At 66.4% G+C, this 13,079-nt stretch carries 14 protein-coding genes; 6 read left to right on the forward strand and 8 right to left on the reverse strand.

What is annotated here, in order from left to right; translation table 11 throughout:
- The first annotated feature begins 7 nt into the window (after positions 1–7).
- The 4 genes from BLR24_RS17265 (at position 8) to BLR24_RS17280 (ending at position 3,289) form a co-directional block, all read left to right on the forward strand.
- Complete coding sequence (locus BLR24_RS17265) at positions 8–400, forward strand: MAPEG family protein (protein ID WP_093019058.1); 393 nt, start codon at positions 8–10, stop codon at positions 398–400.
- 134 nt (positions 401–534) lie between these two features.
- Positions 535–1,569 (forward strand): ABC transporter substrate-binding protein, encoded by a 1,035-nt coding sequence (locus BLR24_RS17270; protein WP_093019574.1) that lies wholly within the window; start codon positions 535–537, stop codon positions 1,567–1,569.
- Between the two features lie 74 nt (positions 1,570–1,643).
- Positions 1,644–2,459 carry an ABC transporter ATP-binding protein gene (locus BLR24_RS17275; protein WP_093019060.1) on the forward strand — a complete coding sequence of 272 codons (816 nt, stop codon included), beginning with the start codon at positions 1,644–1,646 and terminating at the stop codon, positions 2,457–2,459.
- A complete protein-coding gene (locus tag BLR24_RS17280; protein ID WP_093019062.1) occupies positions 2,456–3,289 on the forward strand; it encodes an ABC transporter permease in 834 nt (277 codons plus the stop codon). Before BLR24_RS17275 ends, BLR24_RS17280 begins: the two co-directional genes overlap by 4 nt.
- Positions 3,290–3,312: 23 nt before the next feature.
- On the opposite strand, the gene BLR24_RS17285 is transcribed toward BLR24_RS17280, so the two are convergent.
- Both BLR24_RS17285 and gloB read right to left on the reverse strand, forming a co-directional pair.
- On the reverse strand, positions 3,313–4,941 hold the full coding sequence (locus BLR24_RS17285) for a transglycosylase SLT domain-containing protein (protein WP_093019064.1): 1,629 nt from the start codon (positions 4,939–4,941) through the stop codon (positions 3,313–3,315).
- Positions 4,938–5,708, reverse strand: coding sequence for a hydroxyacylglutathione hydrolase (gene gloB, locus BLR24_RS17290; protein ID WP_093019066.1), 771 nt, complete (start codon positions 5,706–5,708; stop codon positions 4,938–4,940). The genes BLR24_RS17285 and gloB overlap by 4 nt, the downstream gene beginning before the upstream one ends.
- Between gloB and BLR24_RS17295 the strand changes: the two genes are divergently transcribed.
- Complete coding sequence (locus BLR24_RS17295; RefSeq protein ID WP_254787394.1) at positions 5,707–6,474, forward strand: class I SAM-dependent methyltransferase; 768 nt, start codon at positions 5,707–5,709, stop codon at positions 6,472–6,474. The genes gloB and BLR24_RS17295 overlap by 2 nt on opposite strands.
- Before the next feature lie 45 nt (positions 6,475–6,519).
- A complete protein-coding gene (rnhA, locus tag BLR24_RS17300) occupies positions 6,520–6,969 on the forward strand; it encodes a ribonuclease HI (RefSeq protein ID WP_093019070.1) in 450 nt (149 codons plus the stop codon).
- Positions 6,970–6,990: 21 nt separating this feature from the next.
- Here the strand turns inward: rnhA and glp are convergent, their stop codons facing one another.
- The 6 genes from glp to BLR24_RS17330 form a co-directional block, all read right to left on the reverse strand.
- On the reverse strand, positions 6,991–8,313 hold the full coding sequence (glp, locus tag BLR24_RS17305; RefSeq protein ID WP_093019072.1) for a molybdopterin molybdotransferase MoeA: 1,323 nt from the start codon (positions 8,311–8,313) through the stop codon (positions 6,991–6,993).
- Positions 8,310–8,957, reverse strand: coding sequence for a molybdenum cofactor guanylyltransferase MobA (gene mobA / locus BLR24_RS17310; protein ID WP_093019074.1), 648 nt, complete (start codon positions 8,955–8,957; stop codon positions 8,310–8,312). The genes glp and mobA overlap by 4 nt, the downstream gene beginning before the upstream one ends.
- Complete coding sequence (gene moaA / locus BLR24_RS17315; protein WP_093019076.1) at positions 8,954–10,111, reverse strand: GTP 3',8-cyclase MoaA; 1,158 nt, start codon at positions 10,109–10,111, stop codon at positions 8,954–8,956. Before moaA ends, mobA begins: the two co-directional genes overlap by 4 nt.
- Positions 10,112–10,163: 52 nt before the next feature.
- Positions 10,164–10,925 (reverse strand): SDR family oxidoreductase, encoded by a 762-nt coding sequence (locus BLR24_RS17320; RefSeq protein ID WP_093019078.1) that lies wholly within the window; start codon positions 10,923–10,925, stop codon positions 10,164–10,166.
- An 82-nt stretch (positions 10,926–11,007) separates the two neighbouring features.
- Positions 11,008–12,441 carry an aldehyde dehydrogenase family protein gene (locus BLR24_RS17325; protein ID WP_093019080.1) on the reverse strand — a complete coding sequence of 478 codons (1,434 nt, stop codon included), beginning with the start codon at positions 12,439–12,441 and terminating at the stop codon, positions 11,008–11,010.
- A 45-nt stretch (positions 12,442–12,486) separates the two neighbouring features.
- Positions 12,487–13,041, reverse strand: coding sequence for a peroxiredoxin (locus tag BLR24_RS17330; RefSeq protein ID WP_093019082.1), 555 nt, complete (start codon positions 13,039–13,041; stop codon positions 12,487–12,489).
- Between the last annotated feature and the right edge of the window lie 38 nt (positions 13,042–13,079).

The raw sequence follows: 13,079 nt of genomic DNA on the forward strand, positions 1-13,079 counted from the left end.
AACCCAAATGACTCTTTCATTGCTCACCGTCGCCTACTGGTGCGTGTTCATCGCCTGCGGGCTGCCGTATCTCGCGGCATGGATCGCGAAAGCCGGCAGCTTCGGTCCGCGCGACAACACGCATCCGCGCGACTGGGCTGCGAAGCAGAGCGGCTGGCGCGCGCGCGCCAACAGCGCGCAGTCCAACAGCTTCGAGGGGCTGCCGTTTTTCATTGGCGCGGTGATCATTGCGCACCAGCTGGGCGCCAACCAAGCGCGGCTCGACATGCTGGCAGCGGCCTATGTCGTATTGCGAGTGCTCTATCTCGCGGCCTACATCAAGGGCATTGGCAGCGTACGCAGTGCGCTCTGGGCCTTCGGATTCCTGGTCAACATCGCGATTCTTTTCGTCGCGCGATAAGCCGTTTGGCACAGGCCGTAGAGGCCTTCGTGCTTACGTGAAAACCCGCACGGGATGACCCCGATGCACCCGACAGGGGCGCACCCCTAAGCTCGATTCGGTCTAAAGAATCAATGAGCCCGCAGGTCCGTTCCATGTTCCCTCGCAGAACCCTCATCACCGCCTCCGCAGTCGCTGCCGCATCGATCGCGCTGCCGCGGGTTTTTGCGCAAGCCAAGCTCGAGAAGACAAAAATTTCCATTGCCGTCGGCGGCAAGGCGGCTTTCTATTACCTGCCTCTCACCATCTCCGAACAGCTCGGCTACTTCAAGGCCGAGGGCCTCGATGTCGAGATCTCCGACTTTGCCGGCGGCGCGCGCGCACTGCAGGCGGTGGTCGGCGGTTCGGCGGACGTATGCTCAGGCGCTTACGAGCACACCATCAACCTGCAGGCCAAGAACCAGTTCTTCCAGGCCTTCGTGCTGCAGGGGCGCGCGCCGCAGATCGCGGTGGGCGTGTCGACCAAGAACATGGCGGGCTACACCGGCATCCAGGATCTCAAGGGCAAGAAGATCGGCGTATCGGCGCCGGGCTCCTCGACCAACATGGTGGCCAATCTTGTGCTGTCACGCGGAGGCCTCAAGGCCAGCGATGTGAGCTACATCGGTGTGGGTGTGGCAGCCGGCGCGCTCACGGCGCTGCGATCGGGCCAGATCGACGCCATCAGCAACACCGATCCGGTCATGACCATGCTCGAGCAGAAGGGCGACGTGAAGATCATCAGCGACACGCGCACGCTCAAGGGCACGCAGCAGGTGTTCGGCGGGCCGATGCCTGCGGCCTGCCTCTACGCGCCGACGGACTTCATCCAGAAGAACCCCAACACCTGCCAGGCGCTAGCCAATGCCATCGTCCGCGGCCTCAAGTGGCTGCAGACGGCGGGGCCCGGCGACATCATCAAGACGGTGCCTGAGACCTATCTGCTCGGTGACCGCGCGCTGTACCTTGCGTCTTTCGACAAGGTGCGCGAATCGATCGCCACCGACGGCCTCGTGCCGACCGAAGGCCCCAAGACCGCGCTGGCGGCCATCGCCAGCTTCGACACATCCGTGAAGGCCGAAAAGATCGACCTCACGAAAACCTACACCAACGATTTTGCTAGGCGCGCGAAAGACAGGTTCAAAGCCTGACTCCGAACGTCCCCGCGACCCGGCTTCGGCCGGGTTTTTTCTTGTGGCGGCCGATGCCAGAATTCCTGCCAGACATGTCCGACTACGCACTCGAACTTCTCTCCATCAGCTGTACTTTTCACTCGAAGGATGATCCGGGCCAGCGCTACACCGCGGTGGCGGACACCACGCTGCGCGTGCGGGCCGGAGAGTTCGTATCGGTGGTGGGGCCTACGGGATGCGGCAAGTCCACCTTGCTGAACGTCGGCGCCGGTTTGCTCGAGCCGTCGTCGGGCACGATCAAGGTCTTTGGCCAGGCGCTGCAAGGAGTCAATGCGCGCGCGGGCTACATGTTCCAGACCGAGGCGTTGATGCCATGGCGAAGCGCCATTGACAACGTGCTGGTGGGGCTGCAATACCGCGGCGTGCCCGACGCCCAGGCGCGTGAGCAGGCTGAGGCCTGGCTGTCGCGCGTGGGCCTTTCTGGTTTCGGCGACCGCTATCCGCACCAGCTCTCGGGCGGCATGCGCAAGCGGGTGGCATTGGCGCAGACGCTGGTGCTCGACCCGGACATCATCCTCATGGACGAACCCTTCAGCGCGCTCGACATCCAGACGCGGCAGCTGATGGAAAACGAAGTGCTCGAGCTGTGGAGCGCGAAGAAGAAAGCGGTGCTCTTCATCACGCATGACCTCGACGAGGCCATAGCCATGAGCGACCGCGTGGTAGTGCTGTCGGCGGGGCCGGCCACGCACCCGATCGGCGAATTTGTCATCGACCTCGCGCGCCCGCGCGACGTGGCCGAGGTGCGCACGCAGCCACGATTCGTCGAGCTGCATACGCAAATCTGGGAGGTACTGCGCGACGAAGTGCTCAAGGGCTACGCGCAGCAACTCCGGAAGGCCGCATGATGCCCAGCCTCAACGAACGCAATGCGCGCTTCTGGCAGCTGGTGCTGCTGGCGGTCATCCTGGTGGGCTGGCATGTGGCGTCGCGCAACCAGCAGATCGCATTTTTTCTTGGCGAACCGATCCAGGTGGCGGGGCGCATCTGGAGCTGGTTCCTGCCGTTCGAGGTGCCGCCGAACCTGTTGTTCCCCGAAGGCCTCAAGGGCAATGCAGACATCTACCGGCACCTGGGCACCACGCTGCTCGAAACGGTGCTGGCCTTCGGCATCGGCACCGTGCTCGGCCTGGCGTGCGGGCTCTGGCTGGCGCTGGCGCCCACGGCCAGCCTGATTCTCGATCCCTACATCAAGGCCGCCAATTCGATGCCGCGCGTGATCCTCGCGCCCATCTTCGCGCTGTGGTTCGGACTGGGCATCTGGAGCAAGGTGGCACTGGCCGTCACGCTGGTGTTCTTCATCGTGTTCTTCAACGTCTACCAGGGCGTGCGCGAGGTAAGCCCGGTGGTGCTGGCCAACGCGAAGATGCTCGGCGCCAACCAGCGGCAGTTGCTGCGCACCGTGTATCTGCCGAGCGCTACCAGTTGGGTGTTTTCGAGCCTGCACACCTCGGTGGGGCTGGCTTTCGTCGGCGCGGTGGTCGGCGAATACCTGGGTTCGGCGCGGGGCGTGGGCTACCTCATTCTCCAGGCCGAAGGCACCTTCGACGTGAACACCGTGTTCGCCGGCATCGTGGTGCTGACGGCCTTCGCGTTGCTGCTCGACGGGCTTGTCGGCTTGATCGAAAAACGCCTGATGAAGTGGCAGCCACGCAGCGGAGAAACCGAAAAGCTCTAGCGCTTCGAGGGCTTCCGCGCTTCTTAGCGCTTCTTCTTTACCGGCGTGCCGCCGCGCTTTTCGCGTACCACCTGCTGCTGCTTGCCGGCGGGCGTCTTCACGATGGTGGTGCCGCGCGCAGCCACGGCCTTGACCGCGCCGCCGCCGCGCTTGCCGGCAACGGCTGTGTGTCCGCGCGCCGGCGCGGCGCCCGAGCCCACGTGAGTCGCGGGTGCCGCACGAACAGGCAGGTACACCACCACGCTGTAGCCGCGCTTGAACGAGTGGTTGAGATTGACGTCGTTCCACTCGGCCACGCTGTCGGGCTTGAGCTTGTAGCGGCGCGCGATGCTGGCCACGCTGTCGTTGCGCCCCGCCTTGACGGTGGTGCGGCGATTGACGATTTCTGGTTGGAAGCTCAGATGGCCGCTGTCAGCCACCAGCGCCGTCACGTCCTCCTTGACGCGGGCGCCGCGCGGCACGATGAGCGTGGAGCCGGCCTTGATGAGCATGCGCGGCGGAATGCTGTTGAGCGCGCGCAGATCGGATTCGCTCATGCCCGAGCGTTGGGCCGCATCGGCCACGGTCATGGTGTTGGGAACGACCCATGCCGTCCAGCTTGCGTACTGGCCTTGCGCGTAGGCGTCGAAGTTGCGCTGGAACACGGCCGCGTTGTCCCAGGGCAGCAGGATTTGCGGCGTGCCGGCGGCCAGCAGCACGGGCTTGTGCGCAGCAGGGTTCAGGGCGCGGAAATCTTCGAGCCGGATGTCGGCCAGCTTGGCCGCCAGTTCGACGTCGAGGTCGCGCGTCAGCGTCACGGTCTGGAAGTACGGGTGATTGGCGATCAGCGGCAGATCGGTGTTGAACGCCTGCGGGTTCGCGACGATGTTTTTAACGGCCTGCAACTTGGGCACGTACAGCCGCGTTTCGGCCGGCATGGAAAGATCGCTGTAGGTGGTGGGCAGGCCGAGGCGCTGGTTCTTGGCGATGGCGCGGCTCACGCTGCCTTCACCCCAGTTGTAGGCGGCCAGGGCAAGCTGCCAGTCGCCGAACATGCCATAGAGCTTCTGCAGGTAGTCGAGCGCGGCGCGGGTCGAGGCCACCACGTCGCGCCTGTCGTCGCGGAAGATGTTCTGCTTCAGGTCGAAATCGGTGCCGGTGGCCGGCATGAACTGCCACATGCCCGCCGCACGCGCGCTGGAGATGGCCTGCGGGTTGAATGCGCTTTCGATGTACGGCAGCAGCGCGAGCTCGGTCGGCATGTTGCGCCGCTCGAGCTCTTCGACGATGTGGAAGATGTATTTGTTCGAGCGCTCGGTCATGCGCTGGATGTAGTCGGGCCGGCTGGCGTACCACTGCTCGCGGTCGCGCACCAGGTCGCTTTGGAGGTTCGGCATCTTGAAGCCGCGGCGGATGCGGTCCCACATGTCGGCGGGCGGCGCCAGCGTGATGACGCTTTGCGAGTGGGCCTCGCTGCTGGTGATGGGGGTGAGGGGGCCGCCTGGATAGACCGGCGCGGCGCCGCTCGAAGTCTTGGAGCCGGTGCCTCCCGCGGTAGGCTGCTGCGAGCCGGGAGTCGAAGAGGAGGAGGACGAAGAGGGGCCGCTCGTGGTGCTCGCGCAGCCCGCGAGCAACAGTGAGCCAGCAAGGCAGACAGCAGCGATAAGTTTCATCGGAAGTCGTTTTTCCATTGGCGCAGCGCAGCAAACACGTCGGCTTCGGCCGCATTGGCGGAAAGCTCGGCGTGCTCGCGCACCGCTCTAAGGACAGTGGCTTCGCGGCTGCGAAGAAAGGGGTTGATTCGGCGTTCGGTTGCCAGTTGCGAGGGCAGCGTGGGCTGCCCCTGTGCGCGCAGGCTTTCGCAGCGCGCGGTGTAGTGAGTCAGATCGGCATTGCCGGGTTCCACCGCGTGGGCGAAACGCAGGTTAGCAAGTGTGTATTCGTGGGCACAGCATACGCGGGTGTCGCCCGGCAGCGCAGCGAGCGAGGCTAGCATTTGCGCGGGCGTGCCTTCGAACAGCCGGCCGCAGCCGCCGGAGAACAGCGTATCGCCACAGAAGAGCAGCGGTGCCTGGCCTTCGCCCGCAGGAAGAAAGTAGGCGATGTGGCCGGCGGTGTGGCCGGGCACGTCGATGACCGCGAAGCGCTTGCCAAGCACTTTGGCGCTGTCGCCGTGCAAGAGCGGGGTGAAGGGCTCGGGAATGGGTTCGCGCGCCGGGCCGAAGACGGGCGCACCGGTGGCCGCGTGGAGCGCAGCCACGCCGCCCGTGTGATCGTGATGGTGGCGCGTGACTAGAATCGCGGCGAGCTGCAGCTTGTCGCGCGCCAACGCGTCGAACACCGGTTGAGCGTCGCCCGGGTCCACCACGATCGCGTTGGAGCCGTCCTGCAGCATCCAGATGTAGTTGTCAGCGAAGGCGGGCAGCGGAACGAGGGTCATGAGCGGTCAAATTATAGGTTTGCAGGATTGGTTCGCGACCCCCCCCGGCCGCTACCTGCTGGCGTGGGAACAGGCCCAGTTCGACCAGGCGGTGGCGGACGTCTTCGGCTATCACGCGCTGCAGCTGGGCGCCGCCGAAGTCGATGGGCTGCGCACCAACCGCATGCCGCACCGCTGGCTGGCCCTGCCGGAACCGGTGCAGCCCAGCAGGGCAGCGCTGTTCACCGATTTTGCGGCGCTGCCGTTTGCAGCCAATAGCCTGGATCTGGTGGTGCTGCCGCACGCACTGGAACTGAGCCAGGACCCCCATGCCACCTTGCGCGAGGTGGAGCGGGTGCTGGTGCCTGAAGGCCGCGTGGTGATCTGCGGCCTCAACCCGGCCAGCCTGTGGGGCATGCGGCAGCGCCGCGCGCACCTCTATCGCAAGCTCGGGTTCGGCGACCTCTTTCTGCCCGAAGGTGGCGAGTTCATCGGCTACTGGCGCATGCGAGACTGGTTGCGGCTCCTGAGCTTCGAGGTGGAGTCGGGGCGCTTCGGCGTCTATCGGCCCGCGGTGCGCAGCGAAGCCTGGTTGGAGCGCTGCCGCTGGATGGACACCGCCGGTGAGCGCTGGTGGCCGATTTTCGGTGCCGTGTATTTCGTGGTGGCGGTCAAGCGGGTCCGCGGCATGCGCCTGTTGAGCGCCGACTGGCGCCGCGCCGCGGCGCGCGCAACCGCTCCTGTGTCGATTGCGGGCAAGATGCACAAGGCCGACCACACCGACTGATTGAATGAACGATCGATGGATCGAGAGAAGAAGGAAAAGTAAGTTTTGAACGAAGTCGTGATCTACACCGATGGCGCCTGCAAGGGCAACCCCGGCCCGGGCGGCTGGGGCGCCTGGCTCAAGTCGGGTGCCACCGAGAAGGAACTGTTCGGTGGCGAGCTAGCTACCACCAACAACCGCATGGAACTGACGGCCGTGATCGAGGGCCTGGCCGCTCTCAAGCGGCCCTGCAAGGTCATTCTTTACCTTGACAGCCAGTACGTGCGCATGGGCATCACCGAGTGGATCCGCGGCTGGAAAGCCAAGGGCTGGCGCACCTCGACCAAGCAGCCGGTGAAGAACGTCGAACTCTGGCAGAAACTCGACAAGCTGGTGGCGGAGGGCGGCCACGTCATCGAATGGCGATGGGTTAAGGGCCACTCCGGCGACCCCGGCAACGAACGCGCAGACATGCTCGCGAACAAAGGCGTGGACAAGGCGCTGGGCCGGATCTGAGGCGCGAAGAATGGGGGCGAGCTAAATAACCCCGTCGAACATCATGACGTCGACCTCGTCGCCAGCCGCCACATTGCCGTGGTCGTGATGCAGCACGACGAGCCCGTTGGCCTCGACCATCGAGCTCAGTACGCCCGATCCCTGGTTGCCCGCAATGCGAACCTCGGGCAGCGCGCCGGACACGGCCTGCACGAAGCCGCGCTGGTATTCGGTACGGCCGGCCTTCTTGCGGATGGCGCTCACGCTGCGCGCGCGCAGCAAGGGCGGCGGCGCCGCGGCGATGTCGTGGCAGCCCATCATGCGCAACAGCGCAGGCCGGACGAAGGCAAGAAAAGTCACCATCACGGCGACCGGGTTGCCCGGCAGGCCGAAGAGCACCGCAGCGCCCGGCTGCGATGAAGAGGCCGGATCGCGCGGAACCAGCCCGACCGCCATTGGCCGCCCCGGGCGCATGGCGACGCGCCAGAAGGCCATGTCGCCGAGTTGCTGCATCACGGCGCGCGTGTGGTCGGCAGCGCCGACGCTCACGCCGCCGCTGGTGATGATGGCGTCGGCCTCGCTGGCGGCGCGCTGGAGCGTGGCGGCGAGGGTGGCGGGATCGTCCCGCACGAGGCCCAGGTCGATGACCTCGCAGCCCAGCCTCGTGAGCAGGCCGAACACCGTGTAGCGGTTGCTGTCGTACACGGCGCCCTCACGCGGCGGTTCGCCAAGGCTCAGGATTTCGTCGCCGGTCGAAAAGTAGGCCACGCGCAGACGTCGCAGCGCGGACACCGCGGGCAGCCCCAGGCTTGCGACCATGCCGAGCGCGGCGGGCGACAGACGCTCGCCACGCCGCAAGGCCGGTTGCCCCTGCATCAGGTCCTCGCCCGCAAAGCGGCGGTTGTCGCCGCGGCGAAGCACCCTGGCGGGAAAGCTCACCCGGTCTTCGTCGACCTTGCAGAACTCTTGCGGAACCACGGTGTCGAGCCCGTCGGGCATGACGGCGCCCGTCATGATGCGAACCGCTTCGCCGCCAGCCAGGGTGCCGCGCCACGCTGCACCGGCCAGGGCCGTGCCCACCACGCGGAGGTCGATGGACTCGTCGGTGCGAGCGTCGTCCCGCAGGATGGCGCCGTCGAAGGCAAAGCCGTCCATCGCGGAGTTGTCGTGCGGCGGCACGCTGACGGGCGAGATGATGTCTTCGGCCAGCACGCGGCCCAGTGCTTCGCGCACCCCGACTTCCTCGCGTTCCGAAACGACGGCCGGGGCCGCAAGCTGCGCCAGAAAAGCCTGGACGCCGCCGACGCTCAGGGCCTGGGGGTCATAGCCCGCAAGGGCGGCGGCAATGTCGGCGATGCGGCTCATCGATTTTCAAGGGCGTGCAGTTCGGCCAGCGTGTTGGCGTTGAAAAAGGCGTCGGGCGCATCGGCGGGCCGGTCGAAGGGGACGAGCACCGTGCGGTGCTGCGCGGTCCAGGCGTCGATCTTGCGGCCGCCGGACTGAGTGAAGTTCACCAGGCTTTCGAGCAGCGCGGTGTGCAGCAGGCAGAACACCGGCTGCGGCCGCAGCACCGGCACCGCGCCGGGTTCGGCAGCGGCCTCGGGCGCGCTGACCATGGCGATCTCCGCGTTGTCGGCCACCATGGCCTCGGCCAGACGGCTGGCCAGATCGAGCGGAAACAGCGGGGTGTCGCAGGGCACGGTGAGGAGATAGGGCGTTTCGCAGCGTTCGAGGCCGGTCAGAAAGCCTGCCAGCGGACCGGCGTAGTCGGCCAGGCTGTCGGGCCAGACCGGCACGCCGAAGGATTCGTAGGCGGCCAGGTTGCGGTTGGCATTGATCATGACCTCGCCCACCTGCATGCCAAGGCGCAGCACGGCATGCATGGCCAGCGGCGAGCCATTGAAGTTCTGCAGGCCCTTGTCGATGCCGCCCATGCGCGAGCCGCGTCCCCCAGCCAGCAGCAGCCCGGTGATCTCGCTGGGGGAAATGGAATCTTGTGTGGAAGTCATCCGCCGATATAGCTCATTTCGACGCGGCGAGGCGCCTTGTTGTTGTCGTTGCCGTCGTGCTCGGCGCTGTCGGGGCCACGAAGCGCGCGCAGTTCGGAATAGCGGTCGGCGCGGCCCTGCCAGATGTGGCCGATGGCCGAGGCAATGTCTTCGTCGGTGGCGGTGCCGCGCAGCAGGGGCCGCAGGTCGTGGCCTGCGCTGGCAAAAAGGCAGAGGTAGAGCTTGCCCTCGGTAGACAGGCGAGCGCGGCTGCAGTCGTGGCAGAAGGCCTGCGTGACGCTGCTGATCACGCCGATTTCACCGCCGCCGTCGACATAGGCCCACCGTTGGGCCGTTTCACCGGGGGCGCTGGGCTCCAGCGGCGCGAGCGGAAACTCCGCGCCAATGCGCGCGATGACATCGGCCGAGGGCAACACCTCGTCCATGCGCCAGCCATTGGTGGCGCCCACGTCCATGTATTCGATGAAGCGCAGCACCACCTTGCCGCCATGGTTGTCGCGAAAGTAGCGCGCCATCGGCAGGATTTCCTGCTCGTTGGTGCCGCGCTTCACCACCATGTTCACCTTCAGGGGACCGAGGCCGGCGGCCAGCGCCGCGTCGATGCCGGCAAGCACGTCGGCCACCGGAAAATCGACGTCGTTCATGTGGCGGAACACCGCGTCGTCCAGGCTGTCGAGGCTCACGGTCACGCGCTGCAGGCCGGCGGAACGCAGCGCGGCCGCCTTTCGCTGCAGCAGCGAGCCGTTGGTGGTCAGCGTGAGGGCGAGCGGCTCGCCGGCCGGGGTGCGGAGCTCGGACAACTGCTCGATCAGCCCCTCGATGTTCTTGCGCAGCAATGGCTCGCCGCCCGTGAGGCGGATCTTGCGCACGCCATGGGCCGCGAACAGGCGCGCGAGCCGCGTCATTTCCTCGAAGCTCAGCAGCGCGCTGTGCGGCAGGTATTGGTAGTCCTTGTCGAACACGTCCTTCGGCATGCAGTAGCTGCAGCGGAAGTTGCAGCGGTCCGTCACGCTGATGCGCAGGTCGGTCAGGGGGCGGCCCAGGCGGTCGAGCAGGCGCCCCGTGGCAGGCACGGCGATCTCCGGCACCGAGACGGCCGGGCGTGCGCGGCCGATTTCGGAGACCGGAATGACGGTGGTGCTTTTGCTTTTCATGGGGCAATGGCCAATTTACTCCATGGAGCAAGGGCCGATCCGGAAAGGGCTACTAGACGCAGCGTGCGCCGTCGACCTCGATGCAAACCCCGCTGATGAAAGCGGCTTCGTCGCTCGCCAGGTAGAGCGCGGCGTTGGCCACGTCCAGGGCCGTCGAGAAGCGGCCGAGCGGAATGGTGGCGCGGAACTTGGCCTTGCGCTCTTCCGTCAGCGGGCCGCCCGCGAATTCGGCGGCCAGGCCGGTGTCGGGGTTGAACACCGGATTGATGCAATTGACCCGGATGTTGTCGGGGCCGAGTTCGGCAGCCAGCGACTTGCTGGTCGTGATGACGGCGCCCTTCGAGCCGTTGTACCAGGTGAGGCCCGGACGCGGGCGAACGCCGGCGGTCGAGGCGATGTTGATGAACGAGCCGCCGCCATTGGCGCGGAACGCCGGCACCGCGTGCACGGTGGCCAGATAGATGCTCTTCACGTTGACCGCATAGCACTTGTCGAACTCGTCTTCGCTGACTTCGAGGGCGGGCCGGTTGCGGTGCGTCCAGCCGGCGTTGTTGACCATGGCGTCGAGCTTGCCGTGGCGCTCCACCGCGGCCTCGACCAGCGCCTTGACCTCGGCCGACTTGGTGACGTCGGCCGCAAAGAACGAGGCCCTGCCGCCGTCGCGCAGGATTGCTTCCACCACCTGCTGGCCCGCCGCGGGGTTGATGTCGTTCACAAGCACCTGGGCGCCCTCGGCCGCGAGCCGCTTGGCGATGCCTTCGCCGATGCCGCCGCCGGCACCGGTCACGATGATGGATTTGTTCTTGACGCGCACGGTTTGTCTCCTGAAAAGGTGCTGCGGGCAGTGTATCGGGGCTCGGCGGTGAACACCCCCCGAAACGGCCGCGGATACGGCTTCAGCCGTGCTTGATGGCGACGGTCTTGAGGGTGGTGAAGCCGTACAGCGCTTCAAAGCCCTTTTCGCGCCCGTAGCCGGACGACTTGACGCCGCCGAACGGCAGTTCCACGCCGCCGCCCGCGCCGTAGTTGTTGATGAAAACCTGGCCGCTGCGCACCCGCTTGGCCATGCGGAACTGGCGCGCCCCATCGGCCGTCCACACCCCGGCGACGAGGCCGAACTGCGTGGCATTGGCGAGCGCCACTGCTTCGTCTTCGTCGGCGAACTGCATTGCCGCGAGCACCGGCCCGAACACTTCTTCCTGCGCAAGACGATGGTTGGCGGGCACGTCGCGCAGCAGGGTGGGCGCCTGGTAAAAGCCGGTTTCGGGCGCTTCGTCGACGACGACGCCGTGGGCCACCATCGGGATCCCGGCCACCTGGGCGTCGCTCAGGAAGTCCCACACGCGCTGCTGCTGGGTCTGGCGGATCAGCGGGCCGACGTCGAGGTCCATGGCTGCCGGCCCGACGCGCAACGCCTCGAAGGCGTGGCCGAGCCGCTCGAGCAGCGGCTCGTAGATGCCGCGCTGGATCAGCACGCGCGAGCCGGCCGAGCAGGTCTGGCCGGCGTTCTGCACGATGGCGTTGATGATCACCGGAATGGCCGCGTCGAGGTCAGCGTCTGCAAAGATGATCTGCGGGCTCTTGCCGCCGAGTTCGAGCGTCACCGGGCAATGCCGCTCGGCAGCCACCTGCTGGATCAACGTGCCGATCTTCGGGCTGCCGGTGAAGCTGATGTGGTCGATGCCGGGGTGCCGCGCCAGCGCATCACCCACCTCGTGGCCGTAGCCGGTCACGATGTTGAGCGCACCGGGCGGAAAGCCGACTTCGGCCGCCAGCTGCGCCACGCGGATCAGGGACAGACAGGCGTCTTCGGCCGGCTTCACCACGCACACATTGCCGGCCGCCAGGGCGCCGCCCACGCTACGCCCGAAGATCTGCATCGGGTAGTTCCAGGGAATGATGTGCCCCGTGACGCCGTGCGGCTCGCGCCACGTGAACACGCTGTAGCCGTCCTGGTAGGGAATGGTCTCGCCGTGCAGCTTGTCGCAGGCGCCGGCATAGAACTCGAAATAGCGCACCAGCGCCACCGCGTCGGCGCGTGCCTGCTTCACGGGCTTGCCGCAATCGCGCTGCTCGATCAGCGCCAATTCGTCGACGTGCTCGGCGATCTTCTGCGCCAGCTTGTAGAGCAGGCGGCCGCGGTCGGCCGCGCTCACCTTGTGCCACCCGCCATCGAAGCAATCGCGCGCCGCGCGCACGGCCGAGTCGATATCGGCGGCATTGCTGCGCTGGATGTCGTCGAAAGGCTGGCCGTCGGACGGGTCGAGCACCTGCAAGGTGCGGCCGGAGGAAGACGGGACGTCGGCGTTGGCGATGAAGTTGAGTTGCATGAAACGGATTTTGCGCGAAGCGGGGCAACCACGCCGCGCGCGCTCCTACCTCGGCGAACCAGTTCGCGGCAGCGCCCGCACCGCATTCAGCATGCGCTCCACGTGCTTGTCCGGATTCAGATTCTGGTAGTAGTACGCCACCTTGCCGTCTGGCGAGATCACGTACGAGAGACGGTTGGCGAAGTCCGGCCGGGTCTGCATCAGGGCGTCGAAACCGTTGATCACCGCCTTCGATTCGTCCGACGCCACGGGAAACCGGCTTTGGCAGGACTTGACCGAAAACTTGGAGAGGGTGTCGATGTCGTCGGCCGACACGCCGATGACGGTGGCACCTAGCGCGGCGAACTGGTCGACGGCCTCGGCGAAGGCATGGGCTTCGATCGAACAGTCGCTGGAGTCGGCGGCCGGAAAGAAGTACAACACCACCGGGCCCTTGGCCAGCGCATCGGCCAGCGAGTAGCGGAAGGTCTTGCCGGCGAGCGCGGCATTGGCGGTGAACTTGGGTGCCGGGTCGCCGATGTCCAGGGCGGCCCAAGCTGGGAGTGCCAGTCCGGCTGCGATCAACATCGGCGCGATGCGTGAGAGGATCGGTCTTGCCATGGTGTAACTCCGGACAGGTGTGGAACGAATTCTAGGAC

The organism is Variovorax sp. OV700 (assembly GCF_900099805.1).
Taxonomy (GTDB): domain Bacteria; phylum Pseudomonadota; class Gammaproteobacteria; order Burkholderiales; family Burkholderiaceae_C; genus Variovorax.

Excerpts from the sequence above, each read along its gene's own strand:
- BLR24_RS17285 (WP_093019064.1), bottom strand. The coding sequence starts at position 4,941 with ATGAAACTTATCGCTGCTGTCTGCCTTGCTGGCTCACTGTTGCTCGCG.
- BLR24_RS17270 (WP_093019574.1), top strand. The coding sequence starts at position 535 with ATGTTCCCTCGCAGAACCCTCATCACCGCCTCCGCAGTCGCTGCCGCA.
- BLR24_RS17280 (WP_093019062.1), top strand. The coding sequence starts at position 2,456 with ATGATGCCCAGCCTCAACGAACGCAATGCGCGCTTCTGGCAGCTGGTG.
- BLR24_RS17275 (WP_093019060.1), top strand. The coding sequence starts at position 1,644 with ATGTCCGACTACGCACTCGAACTTCTCTCCATCAGCTGTACTTTTCAC.
- BLR24_RS17295 (WP_254787394.1), top strand. The coding sequence starts at position 5,707 with ATGAGCGGTCAAATTATAGGTTTGCAGGATTGGTTCGCGACCCCCCCC.
- moaA (WP_093019076.1), bottom strand. The coding sequence starts at position 10,111 with ATGAAAAGCAAAAGCACCACCGTCATTCCGGTCTCCGAAATCGGCCGC.
- mobA (WP_093019074.1), bottom strand. The coding sequence starts at position 8,957 with ATGACTTCCACACAAGATTCCATTTCCCCCAGCGAGATCACCGGGCTG.
- BLR24_RS17265 (WP_093019058.1), top strand. The coding sequence starts at position 8 with ATGACTCTTTCATTGCTCACCGTCGCCTACTGGTGCGTGTTCATCGCC.
- BLR24_RS17325 (WP_093019080.1), bottom strand. The coding sequence starts at position 12,441 with ATGCAACTCAACTTCATCGCCAACGCCGACGTCCCGTCTTCCTCCGGC.
- glp (WP_093019072.1), bottom strand. The coding sequence starts at position 8,313 with ATGAGCCGCATCGCCGACATTGCCGCCGCCCTTGCGGGCTATGACCCC.
- gloB (WP_093019066.1), bottom strand. The coding sequence starts at position 5,708 with ATGACCCTCGTTCCGCTGCCCGCCTTCGCTGACAACTACATCTGGATG.
- BLR24_RS17330 (WP_093019082.1), bottom strand. The coding sequence starts at position 13,041 with ATGGCAAGACCGATCCTCTCACGCATCGCGCCGATGTTGATCGCAGCC.